Origin of the sequence: Vibrio artabrorum (assembly GCF_024347295.1) — a bacterium.
GTDB lineage: Bacteria > Pseudomonadota > Gammaproteobacteria > Enterobacterales > Vibrionaceae > Vibrio > Vibrio artabrorum.
Genome location: NZ_AP025458.1, coordinates 1007567 through 1032594 on the forward strand (window position 1 = coordinate 1007567; position 25028 = coordinate 1032594).

A 25028-nucleotide genomic window follows, 5' to 3' on the forward strand; every position below is an offset into this window, starting at 1 on the left:
GAGCAAGTTTATACAATCTAACCGACTCAACTCTTCTTACATTGAATAGCGAATGTGAAGAGAGAAAAGAATGATATGAGTAGTAAAAAAATGGATAGACGAACACAGTTATGGAAGGGCGTTTTAGCGGGAATGCCTTTGAGTATTGCGGTCATCCCTTGGGGAATTCTAGCGGGCTCATATGCGATAGATGCTGGGTTGAATCCGCTTCAAGCGCAAGCGATGTCGGCTGTTTTATTTGCTGGCTCAGCGCAACTTGTCGCTGCAGGTATGTTCAAAGCGGGTATTGGTTTAGGCACCATGTTGTTGACCACACTGTTCATCACATCAAGGCACTTTCTGTATAGTGTATCGATGCGTGACAAAATCAGCCATCTTCCTGCGCGTTGGCGTTTATTACTCGGTTTTTGGCTCACCGACGAGCTGTTCGCGATTTGTAGTGGGCAGTCTCAGCAAGAGTTTAATCATTGGTACGCTGCGGGCGTAGGTGGCGGTTTTTACCTCGTCTGGAATATCGCGAGCTTTGTTGGCATTGTTGCGGGAAGCCAAATTCCTTCACTCAATGAAATTGGTCTCGACTTTGCGGTCGCAGCAACCTTTATCGCCTTGGTGTTCCCATTAATTCGAACTTTACCTGTCGTGGTGTGTGTGGTGGTTTCACTGGTCACTTCGGTCGCCATGTCGGTTAACAATATTGAGGGTGGGCTAATGATTGCAGCGATTACTGGTATGTTAGCGGGCTTTTTCAGCGAATCGTTCCAAGAGCAAAACAACGGTAACAAGACAATCGTGGAGGGGAAATAGAGATGATTTGGATAACGATATTGCTTATGACTGCGATTGTTTTCTTTAGTCGGTATTTTTTTCTTGAGCCTGCAATCCCGCTTCGACTCAACCAAACTACGCGTCGACTGTTACACTATTCAAGCCCTGCGGTGCTGACTGCGATTTGGGGGCCTATTGTATTTTCTCCGCAACAAACATTTTGGCCAAGCCTGGAAAACCCTTACTTGATAGGTGCGGTGGTTACAGGTCTGCTGATTTGGAAAACAGGCAATGTGCTACTTACTATCGGCGTCAGTATGGGCGTGTTTTTGCTCTATAACCTCGTTGCCGTTGATTACCTTTTCTCTTGAGCTTAGATTTTATGTTTCTCCCAAAAATGTAAGGGGCCAGGTCTTGCCTTCTGTTCTGAATGGTCTAGTTTTTTTAGGCCGTTTTTGTTTAGGATAGGTGGTGAGTAGACCATTATGGAATGGTTGATGATAAATCAAACAACGTTAAACCCGTTTGAGAAGATATGTTTAACCGTATCGGACGAGGGGGGACGGGAAAGTAACGAAAGTTCTTAGATATTAAATACCGACAATTACTCTCGGTATTTAAGTGAACGACAAAGCACCTTGGTGAGCGCAATGACCGTTTTATTTTAGCTAAAACGTCAGTGTCCCCAATTTTCCACATATATCCACGATCTCTTATCTTATAAATATAAGAGTCCTTCTTGAAATAAATTTTATGAAATCATTTAGGAAATGGAATTAATTTGAATTAAATACGTCTAACTCTAGGTTGTTTAATATGGTGTTATTATATGGTAACACTTTGTTAATATCTACCTGTTACTAATTTCCCCATTTTGTTAAGAGAGTAATAATGAGACTGTTTTTTTGTTTAATATTTAGTGTTCTTAGTTTTTTAGGGGTGTTTGGACTTGCTGCATTATATATTGCTTATTAGTTTAGACTTAACATTAAATAAGAAAAGCCCTAATAAATAGGGCTTGTTTTTATCTGGAATAATAAAAAATTAGTTCTTGTGAATTAATTCTATTTACTTTTTTCGTCTAGCTTGGCTTTTATTATTGGATATAGTTTTTCGTATGGCAGGTAACCGGGCAGCAATGTGCCATCAATTAACATTGCTGGTGTACCTTGAACACCGAGTTTTGTAAACAAGTTATAGTTTTCAGCAACTTCAATCGATATCTCACTGTTTGAAGAAACGTCGTCGGCTACTTTGTTCTTGTTGGCTACTTTCATTATCGATCGAAGGTTGTGAATTCCAGGCTTACTGATCAACATCTCTTCAACAGCTTTGTATTTTGCTTTGTCATTGTTCCAGACATTGATTCCAAAAGTTGCTGAGTTTACTGCTGAATCTCTCTCCTTTAGAGGGACATAAATACTTATCACCTTAATGTCATTAGGGAAATGATCCGCTATTTTTCGAAGAACAGGATCTAACTTTTTGCACCACGGGCAACTATAATCAGTCATGTTTACGATCGTCAGTTTTGGATGCTCGGAACCATACCAAGGGTGGTGTGGGTTGTTATAAATAAAGTCATGGCTCTCGGCTAACGTTTTATCGAAGCTACTTTGTTGATCTATATAAGCAGCCAGACTGTCATGAACCGAATCGATAATACCTTCATTTTGTTCTAACATCTGTGTTATTTCGGCAAGCTTTTCTTGCTTTGTCATTGCGTAAGTGACGGGTGAGAAAGCCAGTGTAACTAATATACATTTTGTGATGATGCTTTTTGTTATGAATTTCATATTTTTCCTCTTAATACTTAGCTAACCACAGTCGGGCTGCGATGCCCATTGGCGTAGTAATTCCAGAAGTAACACTTGTTACTTTTCCATCATTAATCACAATGAGTGTTGGCGTTAAGGAGATCCCCCAATCGCGTGCTATTTTGCTTTGAGTGTCATTAATGTTGTCGTAGCTATATCCTTTAGCGTTCATGTAACGCCGAACTCTTTCATCTTTACCCGAAGTCAGTGATACACCAACAACGGGATAGCTTGATGAAAGCCAATCAACCACCGGTGTCACAAATTTGCAGGCCACGCACCATGTGGTCCAAAAATAAACCAATACTGGCTCTTTCTTACTCATTTCAATTACATCTATCGGTTTACCGGATAACGACATTCCGACCATTGGCGGAACGTTCTGCATTGGAACGTCTTTTGTACGCCAATAATCAACACCAAAGACCACGACCAACGCAAACAAGGTATACAGCAATGCCGAGCTCAACTTCTGCTTTTTGGTCTGAGGTTTTGCCTTAGATTTTTTTCTCGTCATTCGTCATCACCTCTTGCCTTCTCAATGGCTTCCATCACCGCATCACTGGTTAAGATGACAGGAAGCTCAATACCTTCCGGAGCATTAGGGCCATAAACCATATTGAACGGAACACCGAACCGGTTATGATCTTGTAGGTATGACGTGACACTATCACTTGGGACTGTCCAATCGCCCTCCATCGGCACTACATCACCTTCAGTCAATGCGCTGTAGACCGGATCTTGTAAAAGAACACCTATCTTGTTTGCTTTACAAGTCACACACCAATCAGCGGTGACATCAACAAAAACCACTTGGCCATTAGCAACATGCTCATCAATGATTTCGGTGGACAACGCTTCCCACTCAGGTTCTGGTGGCAGCATTTTGGATGTTGCTTTTTCGACAAATAACGAAGCAGAGATAACACTCACCAGCAGCAAGGCAACAGCCCCCGCAGTCTTGATTCCATGCACTTGAATCAATCTGACAAGCAATAGGCCAACACTGACCGCCAGTATTACGTATAGCCACAATTGAGGGACATGAGGTCGAAGTAAGCTAAAGAGCCAAACGCTAGTGATTAGCATCATTCCGCCGAATAGGTATTTAACACGGTTCATCCATGCCCCTGGTTTAGGCAGCGCCAAAGCTATCGATGGGAATGCAGCAACGATAATCCATGGAAGCGCCATACCAACGGCAAGTGCTGTGAAAATGCCAAACATCGTCGGGATAGTCGTGGCGAGGGCAAAGGCGACTGCTGTCCCAAGAAATGGAGCAGAGCATGGTGTAGCCAATAGCGTTGCGAACATACCTTGAGTAAAGTGCCCGACGTAGCTACTGTCGCCCTTGGTTGCCATCCATGTATTTGCATTTGATGAAAGACGAATCTCGAAAAGCCCTAACATGTTGGCGCTGAAAAGAGCGGTGATGATAAACATCCCACCGATAAACCAGCCATTTTGGAACTGAATTCCCCAACCGATAACGCTGCCTGAAACTTTTAACACAGCCAAGAAAGTGGCGATTAACCAGAAGGATGCGAGGATACCACTCGCAGATGCTAGGAATTGGAACCTAACTTGTTTTCTTGCCATGCCTTGAGCAGAAATAACCCCACTCAATTTCATTCCAAGCACAGGGAATACACAGGGCATGATGGTGAGAATCAACCCACCTACTAGCGCCAAAAGTACCATACTTATCATGGAGCTATTACCCACTATGCCGTTGGCAACAGTGGCTGGGTATTCTACGATGAAGTCTTTGTCTTTGATACTTACACGGATGTGTTGGTTGTTGAGATCGGGTGTGCCCATCCAGCTACTTACATCGTAAGTTGCAATGACTTGGTTATCTTCAATTTCAATGTGAGGAATACCAAAGTCTGCATCTTGCATTTCATCTGAATCACCATCTACGATTACATCAGGTGCCGTCCAGCCAATTTGATGCGTAGCAATAACTTGAAGTTGTGACTTGCGAGCATCCCAAATCGTAGATGTTCCCTCTACAAGTGGTGACTCTTTCGGCACTTCGCTCATTGCTTCTGCGTAGACAAGCATCGCGTCGTTATTTACGGTCATATCACTTGGGTTAAACACCAAGTTGATATCAAAATCCGTGAGAATACATATGGTGGTACATGAAGACATCGTCAGTACCGCATTCAGCTCAACAGGTTTGTTCATATCATCAATATGAAGATTCATCGGGAAGATGATGTTGTGCTTGTAGCCTAGCGTATCTATGCCGAGCAAATTGAAGCGTTGAGGAAACTTCCAAAACCATTGCAGTTGCGAAACGTTCTTAGAGTTCTCTGTCCATTTGATCTTGGGCGCAATGCCGCCTTCACCAGGACTTCTCCAGTAAGTTTTCCATTCATCAGAAAGGTTCACTTCCAGATAACCCGCCGCGGTTTTATCTTTTTTATTAATTTGTCCTGTCATGACAAAACGCGTTTCTATATACGGATGTAACTTGTCTTGCATCCAACCCGTGGTAACCGGAGTCATCGATTCGCTCGCACTTGCGTTCACAGTGAATGTTGAACACAGCGCAACGAATAGCCAAAGCACAACAAAGTGCAATGACATTTTGCTTTTAGGCATGTCTAATTTTTCCTTAAAAATGAATAATATGAGTGTTAGTTAAACGCTCTTATTCTCATTCTTTAAAGACACAGACCTTGAGATGGATGCGCCTACCCTTGTGAAGGATTGGCTCAGTGAATGGAGGGAAATATGGGACAGTACTTAGCAGCCACGATACGACGACAATGAGTATGAAGTACGTGAATATAGCTTGATCATTGATTTGGTGGTGATCAAAATTTATCAGGTGTTCTGATAGCTCACATTTATGGATGGATTGATCGTCTTTGGATTGAGATGCCTCATCAATAAAACCGCTACCATCATCAACCTTGTTTACCTGTAGAGCACTAGAAATCGTAGAATCACTGTTTTCATCGTTTACTTTGCAACTTTGAATAAAACTCATATTACTGGCGAGACAGAAACAGATAACCCAACCCACTAATAATAGTGCGCGAAGAGTTAGCTGATGTGTGTTTCGACTTGAGATCATATCTAAACTGCAGATGTCTTGTGATGGTAAACGTAGCAATACGACTTAACTAAAACAATAAAGTTCAATTTTTTCGTATGGCCAATAATTTTCATGAATCAAAGCGATTGAATGTCGGAGATAGCTTATCCAAAAAACTGGATAAATGAAAATGAGTCATTTCCTTGGTATTGGCTAGCATCTAGATTGTCTGGTCAACTTTCTCGCGAATAACCAATTTCGATTGGGTTAATCCGCACCAGTCGTTTTGGGTACTCGTTTAGTGACTGACTATTCTGTAGCAATTTATGAGTTGCTAATACTTGCTTTTTCAAAATACACTTCTGTCCAAAGGTGTGCTACGCACATGTCCATCATGTTTTTCGATAGACTGATTGGAATGTGGTCATTGTTAAGTTGTTACCCAAACATGCAGACTTTCGGTGCAGAGTTATAAAGGATTAATGTGCAAGCATTACATCTGAAGCCAGCAATATATGTTCGCATAACTTGCTGGCTTGCTTCATATTTGTATCCTCAGTTTTCAACGTCACTGGTGATGCAAAGATGCTTAATCAAATCACTAAGCGGCGGTTTTTGCTCTTGTTAACTTCTTTGTTTGACGGTGAGTTAATACAAACAGAATGCTTAATGTCGCTACGTATACAATAAGTTGCGCTAAGCTTGGTTTTTCTGTGTACCCAAACATTACGTGAATAAATAGACCAAACCAATTTGAATGGTGATCAAGCAGGGCGGTGCTATTCCATAATGGATTGATGAGCGGATTAATGAGCCCCGCAGAAGTAAACTTACTTACGGCATTTATGGCCATACCGGCGGCTAAAAATGACATCAATACAGCAAAGAAATTGAATACTTTACCAAGGTTGATTTTAATGAAGCCAAAGTACATAGCAACGCCAGCTACAATCGCACCTACCGATCCCATTAAGCTTCCACTTAGTATTGAAGCCCCGGTGGTTTCGCTATCGCTGGTTAAGCCTAAAAGAAATAATACAACTTCAATACCTTCACGGAACACACAAAAGAAAGCGACTAAACTTAGCGAAAATAAAGGTTTATTGTTTTCTTTGATATCATTCACTGAAGCTTTGATATCTTGAGAAGCTTTCATTCCGTTTGATTTCATCCAAATAACGGTATAACCAATTAAAATACTCGATAACGCGAGGATGATTCCCCCGGTCATTTTCCCCTCAATTAATGCCGTAATTGTTGCGTTGTTTAACGCGATAATCGCGAGTAATAAAGAGATAAGGATTCCAGTTCCAGTCCCTCCTAAAATCCATTTTGAGCTCTTGGCTATCTCTTTTGTTGCGGCTAAAAGCAAAGAAACAATAATGGCCATTTCTAAGCCTTCTCTAAATACAATGGTCATACTGGCGAACACAATAACACCCTATTTTGTTAAGTAAGTTAATGCATGATAATGCAAGTTATTATCAATTGCATTTGTGTTTATGGAAACTTATATTGACAAAACAGGCCAAACTTGACGACTTTGCAGAATTGCTCTTATAAAAAAACACCGTTTTTCAGCGGTGTTTTGTTTAGGAGCGAAGTGGTACGGTTATTGTTGTACTACTTGATTTTTGAGATGCGTACTTTCGTATCATAGAATACGGCAGACCCACCGACCTTATCTATCAGGCCCATGTTGGTCACATCCGGATCGGTTCGCATTATTGGGTTTAGGTTGAAACCGGCTTTGCGTTGCTTACTTCCTTCTATCACGACACCGTCAACTTCATAGTTAGAAGCCCCATAGCCATTGTGACCAAAGCCTACAATGAAGCTGATTGCATCCTCGGCTATGCCTTCGCGAAGTTTGACTTCAGCCTCTCGAACTCCATTCACACTCTCAATTTTGATCATGTCACCCGTTTTAAGCCCTTTCTCTTCACCAGTTCGCTTGTTTATTTCTGCGTAGTTTGTTGGTGTTATTTGGCGGATAGAGCTGGCAGCAGCGAGTCGTGAGTGACTTTGTAGTGCTGACTTTCTTGTTAGGATCGTCATATCAAAGCCTGCATCAAGAGAGGACAGTGGCTTGTTAAGTGCGGTCATAGGTTGCGTGTAAACCGCATGCCCTTTGAACTTTTCACCTGTCATACTATCAATGGTCGTTGCGACTTTTTCTGAGTACATCGAGATGCAACTGTCGTATTTGTGAGTGAGTTGCTCTCCTTTACGACGATTATTTACCGACTCAAACAGGCCTCCACGGCTAATCGTGAATAGCACATCTAGCCACTCATTGGCTTTTAGCGTGCTCTTATGCTGTTGGTAGAATTCGTCAAGTCCAGTGATTCTTAACTCTTCATCAGTGATCTCTGGAATGTTGCCAAAATTGTGTGCAAGGTTAGCGACTCCCTTGATGTAATAATCCGACATCGTATTGAGTGGCCATAGCTTGCCGTTGCTGTCTGGAATAGCATTAGGACCAAAGCCGGGCATGTTCAGTTCAATGGCAACATCGATGAGGAATTGTTCATAGCTCATGTGATGACCCGCCGGTGTTTTATCCGTAATCGGTTCAACCACAGGAGTTCGAACAGCGGTTCCTTTTACTAGCGTGGCTTCCATCATCGGGTGGTGAACATACTGCTCTAAGTACATTAGGTCAGGGATCACGTAATCGGCATACGCTGAACTGTCGCCAATCACGATGTCTGAAGCAATCAGAAGAGGGACTTGCTCAGGATCTGAGATGCTGGCGATGATTTCATCTCGCCCTGTTGATGGTGTTGAGTACAGCGGTGTACACATGTGCCAGAGTAGAATGTCAGCCTTGTAAGGGTATCCCTCGATAAGTGATGGGATGATTTCACTGAATACGTCTTTAGTTAACGGGAACCAAGGGCGAGAGGCTGGGTATGGGTTTTGTCCATTATCTACCTTTTGCTTGTATTCGTGAGAATCCTCATACGCCATTCTCTCACGAGTAATGTGTAGACCTTTTGGAGATGTTTTTAAGTTCGGGATGGTCTTGAGATCGTAAGCACCAGCGTTGTAATCGAAACCGCCGCCGCCAACCGAGATGCCGCCCGTCCAGTTCATGTTGCCCATCATTACGTTGATTTGATTAATCAAGAAACCGGTGTAGTACCCATTTGGGTGTTGTGCTATCCCACGATAGAACTCGACCGCTGATTTGCGTCCGGCTTTGGCGATACCATTTGCTAGCCATTCTAGTTTCTCAATTTCAACACCGCTCTGCTCACTGTACTCTGCCATAGTTTGGCTAAACACAGACTCTTTTAGGAGTGAGAAAGAGGTCGCGACTTTATTTCCGTTGAGCTCGCCTTTGAATTCAATGTCTGCGATGTCGACTGTATCGAAAGGTACGATATTCCCGTGTTCATCGGCAACCAGATTTTTGCCATTCTGGCGTGCAAAATGACCGGTTTCGAGATCGATTAAGTATGATGCATTTGTGTACGACAGTTCACCGTAACGCTTCGCTGATTTTTGGGTTGGGTGGCTGAGGTAGCTGCGATTAAACCCATCGCTTTCAATCAGTGCTCGTAGGATTGCAGCTGCAATTGCTCCGTCTGTGCCAATTTTAGGACAAACCCAGTGCATATTGGGTGAGGTCTGCACTGTACGTGGGAGCACAGGGTCTACAACAGTGATTTGAGCGCCTTTTACTCTCGCTTCTGCACTGTATTTACCCATGGTTTGCATTGGGAAGTTCGCTTCACCAGGGGCGGTGCCGAAGAAGATCATGAACTCGGATTCAGTGATGTCGGCTTTGGCGTTATGTTTGCCTCCGTAAACTTCACCGGTCGCAATGTGGTGCGATAGTTCACAGATGTTTGTGTGTTCGTAATTATTAACGGTACCGAACGAGTTGCAGAATCGACTTTGGAAGTCTTTGCGGCTCTTAACGATACGACCTGCTTGGAGTACAAACTTATTGCTCTTAAAACCGTAGTCGGGGTTTTGTGGGTCAATTAAAGTCTCTCGCTCTTGGTACAGGTGTTTAAAGCCTCTTACCTCGAGATTCTGACTCTTAGGATCGGTTGTGTCCGCGAATATTTTTCCGCCGTGCACGGTGTCGGAGATGAGTTCCTTCCAAGTGATCGTTTTCCACTTGCCTTCTCCACGTTTACCAACACGTTTTAGTGGTGCGGTAATTCGATATTTGTCGTATAGAGTTTCTATCCCTGCATTACCACGAGCACAAACGGTGCCCACGGCTGCAGCGGTAGCAGAAATCGGTGTGGTGATGTCGGTAAAATCAATCTTCGTATTCGGGTGGTAAGGATTACCTGTAATGCGTTCGATGGTTCCCGTTGTATTGTTGATTTTTACACGCAAGCCACACTCTGAGTGGCATTGGAGACAGGTGGTGTGCTTTACGCAATAGTCATTGGCAATGTCGTGTTTGCCAAGTTCGTTCATGCGCCATTCAACATTGTCTGAGTTACCGTATGCTTTGTAGTTTACCGGTTCTCCGTTTTTGCTCATTGTTAGTGTACGAGCAAAGATGTCAGAGTAGGCAAGGCCACCCGTTGCGATGCCAAGGCACGCAGCACCTTTGAGAACTTTACGTCTATCCATCTTATTTATCCTCGATTTTTTTAACAAGAGCAGGAACAGCAAGCAATAGGGCGCAGAATACGCCGCCTGCTAGTAGTAGAGATGCTGCGGTATAGAAGAATTCATGCCCTTCAGGGGAGAATAATGAGATACCGGCACCGTGAGGGCTTATCCCTTCACCACCGACAAGTAAGCAGTATCGAACGAAGTAAGCACTGATGCCGGATAGTATCAATGCTAGTAGAGTGCTGGCGCGTGATCGGCCAGTAAGCATGAAGACGAGAGCAAGCGTAAAACCACCGACGGCAAGCCATTCGAGATTGGCGAAGTGAGTATCTAGAAGCGCTTTAGACAGTCTAACTTCAGAGCCTGAGAATTTAACGGCCCACCAGTTCACGAGCAGTAGGAATGTGACGTTGACGAAGACTGCTGTGCGTAAGATGTCGGTACGCGTGCTATTCGGCTCTTTAGACAGTGCATTAAATAGCAAAGAACCCACGGTTAAACCCGTTAGTGAAGTGAGGACCACACTTAGTGGTGAGTTCCATAGCGCGACGCCATGCTCATTCATCATCCAGATACCAGAGTACGCAGGTAAGAATAGACCTAGGGCGATAATACCTGCACGAAGTGGGTTGAATAGTTTTTCTAATAGGGCGTTGTACGGGGCAAAGACCGACAGTAATAGTAATCCCATGAAAGCTGGGATGGCGGGTACACCGTATTTGATGATAGATCCGTTCCAGTTTTCCCATCCACTTGTGAAGCCGTAAATCAATCGACCTTGTTGTTGAACTTCAGCGAGTACGTTTAGGGTTGCACAAAGGGCTAGAACAACAGCCACGATCTGAGGAATGTAGTTTTTACTTGGCTTTTTATTTGAAATAGCCCAAGTCACACCGAGTCCACCTGCGATCCCTGCTAAAAGCGAGTAGTTGACAAAGAGAAGACCAAAAGGCATTTGGTTCGATACATTGATAATATTAATCATTGGTTGCCCCTTTGAACGTCAGTTCGGTATCGTCTGTATTTCGCTCTAAATCCAATAGCCAAGTATTTGGCTCGATTTCACCATTGGTGATCTCAGGGTGGGTTAGGCTAATATAAAACACGTTCGGTTTGGTGCTGGCACTTGGTTTTAAGACGGAAACGGCATTTTCGGCAATCAGTTTACTGACGGGACTGTCTGGATCATTAAGATCACCAAAGACTCGTGCACCGCCCACGCAAGTTTCCTGGCAGGCGGGAAGTAGCCCTTCGTCTAGACGGTGTGCACAGAAGGTGCACTTATCGGCAATCTTTGTTTCAGTGTTAATGAAGCGAGCACCGTATGGGCAAGCTGTCACGCATGAACCACATCCCCAACATTTGTCTGAGTCAACGAGCACTATGCCATCGTCTCGCTTGAAAGTGGCGCCTGTGGGGCAAACTGGGATACAGCTTGGCGTCTCACAGTGATTGCAGAGCCCTGGTACGAATGAGCGTTTGGTGTCTGGGTAGGTGTTGATTTCAACATCGCTTACCCACGTTCTGAATTGTCCTACTGGCGCATTATTCTCAAACTTACATGCAACGGTACAGGCTTGGCATCCTACGCAGCGTCTCAAGTCGACAACCATTCCCCATCGTTTTCCTGTGTGTTTCGATTTCTTCAGGGTTGGCGAGGGTTGCGATGCGACTGCGGATGTTGCTGCGGCAGTTGCTATCGAGCCTATTGAACCGCTGAGGAAATGACGTCTTGTTATATTGTTACTGGCCATTATTTATTCTCAAAGTGGATTTGTTGATAATTATGTTATCAGTTGAGAAAGTGGCTAAATTGATCTGAACACTTGCATCGTCTTTCGACGATGAAAACTTAGATTACCCTGTGAAAGGTGGGGTAAGGTTATTTGGGGCTCACAATGGCCGCGCTCCAATAGTTCAGGACACCTCTAAGTTTGCTCTGCTCCAAATTTTATATAATAGGAGAATGAATACCGATTTTTGTGTAGCATATAGCAATCTTAAACCTAACCTAGGCTCTAATTTTATGAAATGTCGAATGATAAATATATTAATTCCTATTGCGCTCTTTGTATCGAGTTATAGTTTTGCCTCAAGTGATGTCGTTAATAACTTCTCTCACATAGGGTTTGGTTATAAAGGTGCTAGTTTTAAGTCTGGATCTTTGAAAGCTTATCTCGATGATGAATATAACAATAAAGATAAAAAGGCAATGGGAGGGCTGTACTTGGATGTTAGCGCTCAAGTCGCTGATTATGTATATATCGAAGGAAAGACTGATTTTTTAACTCGGTTTAGTTCTGAGGTTGATAGTTGGCAAGCGGGTGGGGGCATTATTGGTCGATTGGGCGACGCAATGGCAAGTTCTTTATCTTGCGGTGCAATAAACTATCGTGCTGATAGTGATTATAGTGCTTCATATTCAGAACGAGGGACGTACTGTCAGGTAATGGTTAGGAAACAAATTGCGAATCATTGGTTGATGGGAGTCTCTTATCAACACGATTTTTTAGATATAGCAAGAGACGAGGTGAAGCTGAAAAATGTTTTTCAGTTTGGCTCTGTATTTGGATTGGTCGCTAATTTAGAGTATGCAGAACGAGATCAGGCGGAAGTCGGTTATGAATTAGGGGTGCAATTTTCCTTTTAAGAGTCCTTAACAACATGAGGTACGTTTAATGAGCTTCGTTATTTTTTGCACTTCAACTGTCGTCGGTAAGTAAAAAAACGTTAAGTGTAAGATCTAAATAGGAAAAACATTTAAAGAAAATATTGTCTTCAATGGAAGGTGAATCTATGTTCATAAGGTATTCATGCGCTTTCCTGCTGAACAACATTTAGATTTCTCTATCTACAGAATGTAAAATGGTCAAAATGTTTTCATTTTAATTAATAAAGTTAACGACATGTATCGAGGTGTATTTTTCGTTTATGAATACAAAACAAGCCCTGAAAATTGCAGAAGACGGCTATGCACCATTATTTAAAACGATGGATTTTCTTCTAATAAATCTGTCTTTGGTCATTATTATCAATACGGTATTTGCTGATGAGACCGCAATTGATGTTGCAGAAGCGTTTTTTGTCGCGGTATTCTTTTTACTGTTTGGTGAGTATTGCCATTTATACCGAGTTCACATTCGTCGGCGTCTTGACTCTTCTATTGTTCGAATTATCGCGACAGCTTCCCTTACTCTAATTGCGATGGAAGTTGTTAAATATAACATTGGGGGGTTAGCCGGGAGTCAAATAAGCCATTTTCGGGGTGGCTTCTATTATTTTTGGTTTACCTGCGCGATGTTATCCACCATTTTAATTCGAGTGATAGCCTTTTCGATCTATCGACAGTGCTTTACAAAATACAAAAAGGTAAAGCGAATCGCAATTGTTGGGTTGTCACCAGCGGCGATCGCTTTGGAAAAGCAATTACAGATTTTCTATCGGCGACAGGACATAGAAATTGAATTGTATGATGATCGAAACGAAGAGCGATTTGGCTACATGATCAAATCACGTTACGCCGGTAACGTTGATCTGCTGATTGAAAAGGCACAAAGCAACCAAATTGATGAAGTTTATATTGCGTTACCTATGGTGGCAAAAGAGCGAATAATTCACTGTTTAACACGATTATCTGACACAACAGTCGATACTTTTATGGTTCCAGATCTATACAGCTATAACCTTTCGGCCTCCCAATTTAAGGCGGTTGGTAATGTACAAGCGTTAAGTATTTTCGGTACGCCATTTGATGGAATCGGCGGGATAATTAAGCGTATCGAAGATATTGTCTTAGCGAGTCTCATTTTACTCTTTATTACCCCTGTTCTGGTTGCGGTGGCGATCGGAGTCAAACTCAGCTCTAAAGGACCGATCTTATTTAAACAGTATCGCTATGGGTTGGGGGGTAAACAGATCAAGGTATGGAAATTTCGCTCGATGAATGTGATGGAGAATGGCGAAGATTTTAAACAGGCAACACAATCGGACCCAAGAGTCACCAAATTTGGTGCTTTTATTCGTCGTACATCATTAGATGAACTGCCACAATTTTTCAATGTGTTGCAAGGTTCCATGTCTATCGTTGGCCCTAGACCCCATGCCGTTGCACATAATGAGCAGTATCGAAAGATCGTCTCTAACTACATGGTTAGACATAAAATAAAGCCAGGTATTACTGGCTGGGCGCAAATTAATGGCTACCGTGGAGAGACAGAAACTGTCGATAAAATGAGTAAGCGGGTTGAATATGACATTGCTTATTTACAGGGTTGGTCACTTTGATTGGACATTAAAATCGTGTTTCTAACAATATTTAAAGGGTTTGTTAGTGAAAAGGCATACTAGCCTAGCCAGCATCAGCGCTGTGGTTTTGCTGGGTTTGGTTAGCTACACTTGTCAGGCTGAACTTACGCCTAAGTCACATATCACTGTCGCCGGTATTGATGTCCAGTCACGGGTCGGCGTTGAGTATGGTCAGGATTCAAATGTGACCTATCAAGTTAACCCTATGAACGAGATGGATTCCGCATATACCACGTTAACGCCATATTTGCGTGCAGTCGGTGAGCGTGGGCAGGATCGATACCTGTTGGTGTACTCTGGTGAGTATTCACGTTACGACAATGCAAGCGATGATGATTACACCGACCACTTTTTAATGTTTCAATCTTCGTTGAGGTTTGGGCTTAAGCACAGTCTGAATTGGTTTATTCAGCAAGATTGGGGGCATGAAGAAAGAGGCACAGAGCTAACGGAAGGTTTTAACCCCACTCAGTTTAATGCTTTTGGTGTGAAAACACCGTTACAGAATAAGTTTTTCAATAGCGAACTACGATACAGCTATGGGGCGCCAGAGGGGCGAGGGAAGTTAGACTTTGCCTGGCAAATTAAAGATATCACTTATGACAAGTTGGACGAAATACAAGGTGCGGATAGTGATTTTTATCATTATGTCAAGGAGCAGGAGTGGCAAGAAAATACCCTCACAGCCGAGCTGTTTGATCAGTACTCATCGCGTACACGATTCCGATATAGTCTCATTAGCAATTTACGAAAATACGAAACGAATCCGGCTAAGGACTCTGCAGAAAATTATGCTCTCGTCGGATTCAAGTCTCATCGAACGGGAAAATTGACCTTAGAGGCCGATGTAGCGTGGTTGTATAAACGCTTTACGAATAACAGCCAAGCACAATCTTTCAGCGGTCTAAATTGGGACGCCAATATGAACTGGCAACCTGTCAAACATTCAGAATGGTCGCTTTATGGCTGGCGAAGAGTTAAGGATCCTACCGAAGAAGGCGGTTATATTCTGCACACTAAAGTGGGTGTGTCGTGGAAACACCATTGGTGGGTTGAGCGGTTTAGCACCAAGCTTGATTATGGAAGAGAAGTCGATGATTATCGGATACAACAGAACGATAGAAAGGATGATTTAGATGTTGCATCGGTTACCTTGGGGTATGATTTTCGGCCATCAATTCGGCTCGAGTTGAACTACCAATTTGCCCGCAAACGTTCTAATTCCGATGACGTGAAATTTTTTATTAACGATAGCTCCAAACGCTCAGTAAAGCGCCACCTTGGCTATGACAAAAGTACAATTGGACTGACACTAAAGGTACAGATTTAGATATGAATATAATAAAGCTACTGTTACTGGCTTGCTGTGTATTGATTAGCAGTATCAGTTTCGCCGAAACCGATACCACGGCGGCACCTGAAAAAGAAGTGCAAAGTGCAGCTCCCGTGGTGTCTACTAGCGGCCACCCGTCCATTGATAATGAGACACGAAAGTATTTTTTACGACCAGGGGATATGATACGAATCTGGGTGTATGGAGAAGAAGAGATGTCGATGTCTCTAAAAATAAGTAAGCGCGGTGTTATTAATTTCCCTTTTATCGGCCTCGTGCAGCTCTCTGGACAAACAACCGATGCGATTGAGCAAGATATTGAAACTCGTTTAAAAGACGGGTTTGTTTTATCGCCAATGGTGAGTGTTACTATGGAAGAGTTCCGTAAATTTTACCTTCTCGGGGAAGTTGAGAACCCTAATGGCTATGAATATGAGCCACAACTGACGGTTGAACAAGCGATTGCCATGGCTGGTGGTTTCACTGACCGGGCTGATGAAAGTGATATTAACATTCGGCCATCAGGGCAAAAAGAGATGATAAAGAATGTCGAAATGACAGATCCTGTCTATCCGGGCGATGTTGTTATTGTCGAGAAGAGTTTTTTCTAAGGTGAGAAATTAATGATAAAACATGGTAAATCTCTGGAAAGCAACGTTAATTTTACGCCGCTTTTGACCGCCTTGAAAAATCATGGACTTAAACTGTTACTGGTTACTGCTGTTGTTACAGGACTCAGTTTACCGGTGATTTGGTCAATGACGGATAAATACGTTTCGACGGCGACGGTATTGATAAAAGCGCAATCAGACAATGTGTCACCCATAGATCCGATAGAAAATTATGACTCTGCTCGTTCACAGTACTACGAAACTCAATTTAGCCTTATGCAATCCAGAGTGGTGTTAGTCAAAGCCGTCGAGGCGATGGCGTTGCAAAAAAATGAACAATTTAATGGAGCAATGCTCGCCGATAATGGAGATTGGACATTATCTAGAGAGTTACGCATTAATCATGCAGTGAAAGAGCTGCAACGGCATTTAACCTTTACTTTAGTGCGCTTAACTCAATTGGTTTATGTCTCTTATGAATCTGCCAGCCCACAACAGGCATCAATGATAGCCAATGGGGTAGCAAAAGCCTTTATTGATTATACGGTGGAGCAAAAAATAGCAAGGACACAACAAGCTAAACTATGGAATCAGCAACAGCTTGATGTACTCAAGAAGCAAATTCGTCAGCAAAAGCAAGAGATAGATGCATTTTTGCAAAGAGAAGGGTTGCTGACTTTTCGTGGTGTTGATGGCTTTCAAACAGAAGAGCTCGTTATTATTACGAATAAATTGGCGGATGCAAAAGAGCGACGTTTAGCCTCACAAGCCAATTATGAATTAGTGAATAAATATATGAAAGATCATAATACTGATCTTTCCTCGATGCCCGATTTTTCTTCTCACCCTCAGCTACAAGATCTGAGAATTGCGCTTATACAAGCAACAAGAAAACTATCCGAGCTGACTCGACGATATGGCCCGAAACATATTAAAGTGATTGAAGCTAATGCTGAAATAAAGGTGATTCAGAAGCAAACGGCACAGTTGCTTAATGAATTGAGCCAAGGGCTTCAACAAAAATATCAAGCCGATCTTATCAAAGAAAATCACTATAAATCGCTTTTAGCTTTGCATAAAAAGGATTTCTCTGCACTAGCCAGTAAGCGCGAGCATTATGACGGTTTGATGGCCGATCTTACTCAAAAGCAATCCCTGTATGAGCAGCTTTATTTGCGCACTACCGAACATGCTCTTAATACTACGTATAGGGAACAAGACGCACGTATTTATGATCCGGCAGTGGTCAGTGATCGCCCTGCGAAACCGAATAAGCCGTTGTTAGTTGTGATGGTCAGTATAATGACAATGATAATCGGTGCTTTGATTATCATTATTCGGGCTGCCACCAAGCAAACAATAGCAACACTTGCACAGTTGGAAGAAAAATTTGGGTTGATTCCACTCACGGATATGCCCGTATTTACTGGTGAGCCGATGTCGACATGGGCATTAGGTAAACAAATTTTCTCTAACCAATATGCGAACGAGATCGGCAATGGGGCCTATACTGCTCTATCGTTAGCTCGCCCTAAAAGCCAATGCGTAGGTGTTGTATCGTCATACCGAAAAGAAGGGGCAACAACAACGGCATTGTTATTGGCTGCGGCAGTAAGTGAAGTGAAATCAACCCTATTACTCGATTTGGATTATCGAGGAGACGGTGAGTTCACGAAAGATATTATTGCGGACAGCGATACCATTGAGTCAGGCGACCAAGAGGAAGTGGCTGGATTCAGTCAACTCGTGTTGAATCAATTGGGTTCGATACAAACCGGAACTGAAAACAGTGCTTCATTATCACACGGCCCATCATCACTCGATATTGATCAAATCATTCAGCCTCTATCATCGGGACTGTCTTATCTTGCTCCGGGCATTCTGGCTGAATCGCCATTAACGTTTTTTTCTCGTCCAGAGTGTGAGTCTGCATTGAGGGCACTTCGTCAGCGTTTCGATACTGTCATTATTAAGCTTCCAGCGCTGAATGATAGTAAGGATACACAGCTCTTATTGCGCTTTTTGGATAGCTTGATTGTCGTGGTTAAATCTGAGAAACATACGGCGAGTGAAATAAAGCAACAGTTGAATAAATTATCACCGTTGTTGAATGAGCCTGCTTTTGGCGTGCTTAATCAAGTGAGTGACGACCGGATTGTTGGTGAAGAATCTCTGCGTTTTATTGCTCAGGGTAGCATGGATATACTCAAGCTCGACGAGGCGTCTTAGTGAGTTTGCTTAAGAGCATTTCTACTATTGCGACATCATCGATATTGTCTCAGCTAATTGGGGCTGGATCGATATGGTTGATTTCGCATTGGTACGGGATGTCGGAAGTTGGGTCGTACGCGTTAACGTATAGTATTGCCTTAATAGGTGCACAAGTTTGTACCTTTGCTTCACAACTACTCTTACCAAAACAACCGTTCAATGAGCTAGGGCAAAATCTCTCTTTTTGTTTTTGGTTTAGTGTTTGTGCATCGCTGGTTTATTCGGCGAGCATCGCATGGTTTTTTGATCGTCCTATTCTTCAAATTCTAATTTTAACCTTGGCGCATGCATGGGTTTTGATCTCTGAGAATTTATTACTTAGAGACCAGAAGATGACCTTGCTCGCGTTACAAAGAACATCCATTTCGATGTTGGTATTGTTACTGATTTCTATCAGTGGAGACTTGAGTACATTCTATTGGGCTTGGGGTGCATCATTGTTGGTGTACATGCTGCTATGTATTGGTTACTCGCTACCAAAAAGCCTGATGAATATGAAATTATTCTCGCTTTCACCTGTGTCTCCGTTCTTCCGTAAACACAAGCATCATATTGTCAAAGTTGGCAGCGCGGAGGTTTTGGCTATGGTGACGAATAATTTACCGGTTATTCTCATTAACGTTTGGTTCAGTCCGGTTGTCGCTGGTTATTACGCGGTAGTAAGCCGCTTTTGCTTGGCGCCGATTGTGATTGTTGGCAATGCCGTCAGAAACTCTATTTTTTCCAGTTGGTCCGTCGATTTTCGACACAGTCAGTTCAATTACGCCGAGTTTTCAAAGGTGCGCCGGTTGCTCTTTGTATTAGGAACGGTAGCCGTAGTAGGAGTCTTTATTTTTTATCCGATAGTGATGCAGTTGGGTTTTAATGCTGAATGGGTCGCTTCAGTGCCAACGTCTCGCTATCTGTTGCCGTATTTGTTTATGGCATTAGCTGTCTGCCCATTGACCGTACTTGAATTGGTTTATGGTTCGCCTAGGTACTTTCTCCGTATTCAGCTAGAGCAATTTGTGGTGGTGTTATTGGCTTTTGGTGCACTGCCATTTCTTATCCATGACTATGCGTATTCGGTGATCGCCTTCTCAGTACTCTCTTCGATTCGATATCTGTTTATCTATGTCAAAGTAAACAAAACGGCTGTGCAACTTCGTCGCACGATGGAGATGGCTTGAAGATTAATAACGGCTTTTTTTTACAGGTTTACGCCTTTGTTACGTTGGTTATTTGCGGGTTAGTGCAGTATTTGACCGGAGTCGGGGCTGTGCTTTGGTTACCGTTTGTTGCGGCCTTCGCGATGGTGATATTGCGATTGATGCAAACCAATTATGAGGCGGTTAAGTTCGATAACATAGAAATCATACTCACTGTGCTGTTGGTGGGGGCCTATACGTTGATCTTAGTATCGACCTTTTTGCAAAGCGGACTGACGGTGACCATTGTCGGTTGGAAGAACGAACTCGCGTTGTCGCTTATTTTTCTATGTTTGCTGTTGGGGTTTATCCGAGAGTCGCAGCTTTACCGCGTGGTGCAGACGTTATATTGGATTTTCTATCTGCAATTCCCCGTTATCTTGTATCAGATTTTCGTTGTCGTCCCGCAACGTGTGGCTTTTAAAGGTCCATTTGAAAAGTGGGACTCTGTGGTTGGGACGTTTGGCGGTGATCCTATGGGTGGGGGGAACACGGCAGCGCTAGGGCTATTCTGTTTACTTATAATGCTTCTTAAGTTATCTGAATTTAGACATGGTGTCGTGAGTCGACTCAATATGATAGGGCATATTGTTGCTGCGTTCATTTTGTGTGTGCTTGGTGAAGTTAAGTTTGTCATTTTGCTTGCCCCTGTACTGCTGGTTTTTGTTTGGCTATGCCCCAGTTATGTTTATGGTGTTAGGCAGCAAGATATAAAGAAAGTATTTCTTATGGTTTGTGCGATGGCAGCATTGGTTCTATTCGCCATCGTGGTGCTTGCCGCCTCATATGCAACTACCTTCAATACTGCCCCTGACCATGGTGCTCTTCAGGTGTTTTGGGACTCCTTAGAGTATATCTATGACTCAAATTACATCTTACCGACGGGAGAATTAGGGCGCATGACCACGTTGTTCTTTTGGTTGGATAATAATCAGCTTTATGGTTGGTCTAGTGTGTGGTTTGGCTATGGATTAAATGCCACCAACCACGGTAGCTCGGTCGCGCCTGGTTTCTTAAACCAAATATTTAACGTGCTTCTCGATTCTACGTCGCTCAGCATGATGTTGTGGGAGTTTGGTGTCGTTGGACTTATCCTATTTTTATGTCCGATGTTACTGGTGCTCAAGGTATCGATGCCCAAGGAAGTGCTCAAGCGTGAGCAGCTATCGACACAAGATATTCAACTGCTCTCTTGGCAACCCGCGTTTATTGCGTTTAGCGTTGCAGGCTTATTAAGCCTACCTTACAGTCAAATCTTGATGTTGGTGCCTATGTTGCAGTTTCTTTTCTATTTATCACTGGGTGCAAGCCTCGTGATACGCAAGTCTGTTATTCAGTCGGGAGCAAGGTTATGAGTCATTTACCTAGAATTACCGTGATCATCAAAACACTCAATGAACAAGACGGTATTGCTGCAACGATTAAAAGTGTGCAAAGTCATCTCAGTCATTACCAATATGATGTCATTGTTGCCGACAGCTTATCCGAAGATGATACGCAAAAAATCGCGTTAGAAAATGGCGCTAAAGTGGTGACGTTAGTGAATAAGAAGGATCGCTGCTGCGGCGTAGGTCCTCAACTTGGCTACTTATACAGTACCGGTGATTATCTGCTGCTATTGGATGGCGATATGTGTTTGCAAGACGGGTTCATTGATGAGGCGATAAATTTTCTGGAAAAAGAACCGACTTACGCCGCGGTGGCTGGGACGGTTGAAATGGATGAAGCGAATAGCTATGAATTTAAGTCTCGTCAACAAAGGCATCATAAAATATACCCGACGGGGGATTGCAATCATCTCGCTGGAGGTGGGTTGTATCGAGCGAGTGCTGTCAAGGATATCGGTTATCTAACACATCGTACGTTACATGCCTATGAGGAAGCAGAGCTTGGTATGAGGCTTCAATACGCGGGGTACAAATTACATCGCTTGGATGCCCCATTTTTCCACCATACCTCTTATGACATGCCGACATTAACGCTACTGCGCTATCGTTGGAAGCGGGGTTATTTGTTTGCGTCAGGTGAGTTATTAAAGAGTGCGTTTGGTCAAGCGTATTTTCGACAAGCGGTACGTGTGGTTCGGAATGAGCTGATTTTTGCTTGTTATCTCGCTTGGTTAATGTTGGTGTTGCTCGTGGGCAATGTGTCTGTGTTGGTGATGAGTCTGTTGCCACTGCTGCTCTTCTTTATAATGAAAGCGTTGAAAAATCGCTCGATAAAGGATGGAGCGCTGAGCGTTGTTAATTTAACGGTGTTTGCTGCGGGCTTAGTCAATGGGTTATTGTCACCGATTAAAGATCCGAATCAACCCCCGCAACATAAAGTGATCGAGCGAGAACCATGATGAAAGTGTTAATGGTCAATAAGTTTTTTTTCTTAAAGGGCGGCGCTGAAACGGTCTTTTTTCAAGAAAGAGAGATGCTGATTGAGCGAGGGTTTTCGGTCATCGACTTTGCAATGGTCCACAATGACAATGTCATTTCGGACTACAGTGCGAATTTTGTCGATAATGTGGATTACCACGCCAACACCGGTTTGCTCAGTGCATTGAAAACAGCAGTACGGTTTGTCCATAACACCGAAGCGTGTGAAAAGCTTTCCGAATTAATTGCCGCAGAGCAACCCGATATCGTCCATTTTCACAACATTTACCATCAGTTGACGCCTTCCATCATCAAGGTGGCCAAACAGGCGGGATGTAAAACGGTTCTCACGGCTCATGATACTAAAATCGCCTGCCCGAGTTATACCATGTATCGCGATGGGCAGACCTGTGAAGCTTGCTTGCAAGGCAGTGTATTTAATGCGTTAAAGTATCGATGCCAGCAAGGCTCATGGTTTAAAAGTGGTTTGCTTGTTGCAGAAGCGATGTATCAATCGCTTGCTCAGAACTATCAATCACTGGATGTGATCATTTCACCGAGTCAGTTTTTAGCCAATATCATTCGTCGCAAGCTTCCTACGAATAGAATTGAAGTCATTGTTAATGGAATTGATGAGAACGTTGATCAGCAAGGTGTGGCTGATCATCGATATTTCTTGTATTTAGGGCGGTTGAGTCAGGAAAAAGGCGTGGCAACAATGATCGCGGCTTACGAGCTATCTAACCAATCAATACCATTAAGAATAGTCGGTACAGGACCACTTACTGACACTTTGTCTGGCAGACAGAGTAAGGTTGAGTGGTTAGGATTTAAAACAGGCCATGAGTTGCACTCACTGATTAAGCAAGCCAGTGCGGTGATTGTCCCTTCTGAATGCTATGAAAACTGTTCAATGTCTGTTCTTGAGGCTATGTCATACGGCAAGCCTATTATCGGTGCGAACATCGGAGGTATCCCCGAGCAAGTTCGAGATGGAAAAGAAGGGCGTTTATTTGAAGCGGGTAATGCTCATGATCTTGCCAGTGTGATGAATGAATTTGCGGAAAATCCAGAGCTAACACAGCACTACGGCGAACAAGCGAGGCAAAGGTTAGAGTCGGGTTACTCATTGAGTTCACATCATCGACAGTTAGTGGATTTGTATCAACGTTTATTAGGTCAACCATCATGAAAATAACCGTATTAGGAACGCGTGGCATTCCTGATGTGTTAGGGGGTGTCGAAACACACTGTCAGCACCTTTATCCTCTTCTTGTTGAGCAAGGGTTTGAGGTAGAGGTTATCGCGCGCTCTCCTTATGTCACTTATAAAACAGCGAGTTATCAAGGGGTCAAAACTAAGGCTCTGTGGGCACCTAAAAAAACGTCTTTGGAAGCTATCGTTCATTCGACTCTTGCGGCATTGTCAACCTTAACCGATGGTTCTAACGTGGTACATGTTCATGCAATCGGCCCTGGTCTAGTCGTGCCGTTATTACGTTTGATGGGAAAGAAAGTGGTATTCACTCACCATGGTCCAGATTATCAGCGAGAGAAATGGGGAAAGTTAGCCAAAGTTGTTTTGAAGCTTGGCGAGCGTTTTGCCGTCAACTATGCCAATGAAGTCATTGTCATATCAGAAGTGATCAATGACCTGATTAAACGCTCTTATCAAAGATATGATGCCAATCTTATTTTTAATGGCGTCAACGCTCCAAAGGCTGTGGCTGAGGAGGCGGTACAATGCACATTAGAGCGCTATCAGTTATCCGCACGTGGATATATTGTCGCGGTGGGGCGTTTTGTTGAAGAAAAAGGCTTCCATGATCTTCTTCAAGCTTACGCAAAATCTAAGCTTGATATGCCACTGGTGTTGGTCGGGGATAGCGACCATGAAAGTGCATACAGCCGTTCGTTGAAACAAGCGGCGAAGGATATCCCTGGTGTAATACTGACTGGTTTTCTTAAAGGGGAAGCGCTACAAGTTGTCTTCTCTCAAGCAAAAATGTTCGTAATGCCTTCTTATCATGAAGGTTTACCGATTGCACTGCTAGAGGCGATGTCGTATTCGTTGCCTGTGGTAGTGAGTGATATTGCCCCTAATTGCGCGGTTGAACTGGATTCGGATTGCTATTTTTCGGTCAAGAATATCGACGAATTATCACAGACAATACAGAAAAGGTGTGTGATGCCATTACAAGAATATTCCCCCCTATTAGAACGATATGACTGGCATAAAATCGCGAATCAAACGGCGGACGTTTATAATAAAGTAGTGGGAAATAAGCGTGACTGAGCGTACTAATCAAAATAATGGCACGGCTGAGCCCGAAAAGAGTCGTGCGGTGACCCAGTTTTACCGAGTTTTGCAGCAAGAAACTCAAGAAAGCTTGAGTGAAGAGCAAAAGTTAGCCATTGAAAAAGCGGTGAATCAAGTTGGCTTAGTCGCAAAGCACTCTGTCGATATCCGTAAAAGTTTTCCTTGGTTTGGCAAGCGATTCTATGTGGTATTTCTGAGTGGACGTGATCATCGTGCTGCGGCACGTCAAGGTGAGTCGAAATGGTTAGCTTACCTAACGACGATATGCCTCACCATGTTTGTCCTTACGGGGGTGATGCTCTCTTTGTTGGCATTGTATTTGTTAAAGTCGGCGTTAGGCATTGACTTGTTCAAGAATTTTTCACTAGGGATATGGGATTGGTTTCAATCACTGTAAGGGAGCCGCGGGAGT

Annotated in this window: 19 protein-coding genes and 1 pseudogene; 13 read left to right on the forward strand and 7 right to left on the reverse strand. The window is 43.2% G+C overall.

The window, feature by feature from the left end:
• The first annotated feature begins 75 nt into the window (after positions 1–75).
• Both OCU36_RS04735 and OCU36_RS04740 read left to right on the forward strand, forming a co-directional pair.
• Positions 76–804, forward strand: a complete 729-nt coding sequence (locus OCU36_RS04735; RefSeq protein WP_261839257.1) for an AzlC family ABC transporter permease — start codon at positions 76–78, stop codon at positions 802–804.
• Positions 805–806: 2 nt separating this feature from the next.
• Positions 807–1136 carry an AzlD domain-containing protein gene (locus OCU36_RS04740; protein WP_261839258.1) on the forward strand — a complete coding sequence of 110 codons (330 nt, stop codon included), beginning with the start codon at positions 807–809 and terminating at the stop codon, positions 1134–1136.
• A 693-nt stretch (positions 1137–1829) separates the two neighbouring features.
• Here OCU36_RS04740 and OCU36_RS04745 read toward each other — a convergent pair.
• From OCU36_RS04745 to dsrO, 7 genes are all read right to left on the reverse strand, one after another.
• Positions 1830–2561 carry a DsbA family protein gene (locus OCU36_RS04745; protein WP_261839259.1) on the reverse strand — a complete coding sequence of 244 codons (732 nt, stop codon included), beginning with the start codon at positions 2559–2561 and terminating at the stop codon, positions 1830–1832.
• Between the two features lie 10 nt (positions 2562–2571).
• The gene (locus OCU36_RS04750) at positions 2572–3099 is read right to left on the reverse strand and encodes a protein disulfide oxidoreductase (RefSeq protein ID WP_261839260.1); all 528 of its coding nucleotides are present in this window, start codon (positions 3097–3099) and stop codon (positions 2572–2574) included.
• On the reverse strand, positions 3096–5195 hold the full coding sequence (locus OCU36_RS04755; RefSeq protein ID WP_261839261.1) for a protein-disulfide reductase DsbD family protein: 2100 nt from the start codon (positions 5193–5195) through the stop codon (positions 3096–3098). The genes OCU36_RS04750 and OCU36_RS04755 overlap by 4 nt, the downstream gene beginning before the upstream one ends.
• 1040 nt (positions 5196–6235) lie before the next feature.
• Positions 6236–7066, reverse strand: a complete 831-nt coding sequence (locus OCU36_RS04760) for an FTR1 family iron permease (protein WP_261839262.1) — start codon at positions 7064–7066, stop codon at positions 6236–6238.
• A 191-nt stretch (positions 7067–7257) separates the two neighbouring features.
• Positions 7258–10239, reverse strand: a complete 2982-nt coding sequence (locus tag OCU36_RS04765) for a molybdopterin dinucleotide binding domain-containing protein (protein ID WP_261839263.1) — start codon at positions 10237–10239, stop codon at positions 7258–7260.
• Between the two features lies 1 nt (position 10240).
• Positions 10241–11209, reverse strand: a complete 969-nt coding sequence (locus OCU36_RS04770; protein WP_261839264.1) for a hypothetical protein — start codon at positions 11207–11209, stop codon at positions 10241–10243.
• A complete protein-coding gene (gene dsrO, locus OCU36_RS04775; protein WP_261839265.1) occupies positions 11202–11978 on the reverse strand; it encodes a sulfate reduction electron transfer complex DsrMKJOP subunit DsrO in 777 nt (258 codons plus the stop codon). Before dsrO ends, OCU36_RS04770 begins: the two co-directional genes overlap by 8 nt.
• Before the next feature lie 284 nt (positions 11979–12262).
• Between dsrO and OCU36_RS04780 the strand changes: the two genes are divergently transcribed.
• From OCU36_RS04780 to OCU36_RS04830, 11 genes and pseudogenes are all read left to right on the forward strand, one after another.
• A complete protein-coding gene (locus OCU36_RS04780; protein WP_261839266.1) occupies positions 12263–12874 on the forward strand; it encodes a hypothetical protein in 612 nt (203 codons plus the stop codon).
• 281 nt (positions 12875–13155) lie between these two features.
• Positions 13156–14571 (forward strand): annotated as a pseudogene (locus tag OCU36_RS04785) (undecaprenyl-phosphate glucose phosphotransferase).
• Positions 14555–15859, forward strand: coding sequence for an outer membrane beta-barrel protein (locus OCU36_RS04790; protein ID WP_261839267.1), 1305 nt, complete (start codon positions 14555–14557; stop codon positions 15857–15859). Before OCU36_RS04785 ends, OCU36_RS04790 begins: the two are co-directional and overlap by 17 nt.
• A gap of 2 nt (positions 15860–15861) precedes the next feature.
• Positions 15862–16473 carry a polysaccharide biosynthesis/export family protein gene (locus OCU36_RS04795; RefSeq protein ID WP_390207198.1) on the forward strand — a complete coding sequence of 204 codons (612 nt, stop codon included), beginning with the start codon at positions 15862–15864 and terminating at the stop codon, positions 16471–16473.
• Positions 16474–16485: 12 nt separating this feature from the next.
• Positions 16486–18702 carry an exopolysaccharide transport family protein gene (locus tag OCU36_RS04800; RefSeq protein ID WP_261839268.1) on the forward strand — a complete coding sequence of 739 codons (2217 nt, stop codon included), beginning with the start codon at positions 16486–16488 and terminating at the stop codon, positions 18700–18702.
• The gene (locus OCU36_RS04805) at positions 18702–19913 is read left to right on the forward strand and encodes a lipopolysaccharide biosynthesis protein (protein WP_261839269.1); all 1212 of its coding nucleotides are present in this window, start codon (positions 18702–18704) and stop codon (positions 19911–19913) included. Before OCU36_RS04800 ends, OCU36_RS04805 begins: the two co-directional genes overlap by 1 nt.
• The gene (locus OCU36_RS04810; protein ID WP_261839270.1) at positions 19910–21286 is read left to right on the forward strand and encodes a capsular biosynthesis protein; all 1377 of its coding nucleotides are present in this window, start codon (positions 19910–19912) and stop codon (positions 21284–21286) included. Before OCU36_RS04805 ends, OCU36_RS04810 begins: the two co-directional genes overlap by 4 nt.
• The gene (locus OCU36_RS04815) at positions 21283–22278 is read left to right on the forward strand and encodes a glycosyltransferase (RefSeq protein ID WP_261839271.1); all 996 of its coding nucleotides are present in this window, start codon (positions 21283–21285) and stop codon (positions 22276–22278) included. The genes OCU36_RS04810 and OCU36_RS04815 overlap by 4 nt, the downstream gene beginning before the upstream one ends.
• Positions 22278–23489, forward strand: a complete 1212-nt coding sequence (locus OCU36_RS04820; protein WP_261839687.1) for a glycosyltransferase family 4 protein — start codon at positions 22278–22280, stop codon at positions 23487–23489. Before OCU36_RS04815 ends, OCU36_RS04820 begins: the two co-directional genes overlap by 1 nt.
• Positions 23486–24592: a glycosyltransferase family 4 protein gene (locus OCU36_RS04825; protein WP_261839272.1), complete on the forward strand. Its 1107-nt coding sequence runs from the start codon at positions 23486–23488 to the stop codon at positions 24590–24592. The genes OCU36_RS04820 and OCU36_RS04825 overlap by 4 nt, the downstream gene beginning before the upstream one ends.
• Positions 24585–25013: a hypothetical protein gene (locus tag OCU36_RS04830; RefSeq protein WP_261839273.1), complete on the forward strand. Its 429-nt coding sequence runs from the start codon at positions 24585–24587 to the stop codon at positions 25011–25013. Before OCU36_RS04825 ends, OCU36_RS04830 begins: the two co-directional genes overlap by 8 nt.
• Positions 25014–25028: the final 15 nt, after the last annotated feature.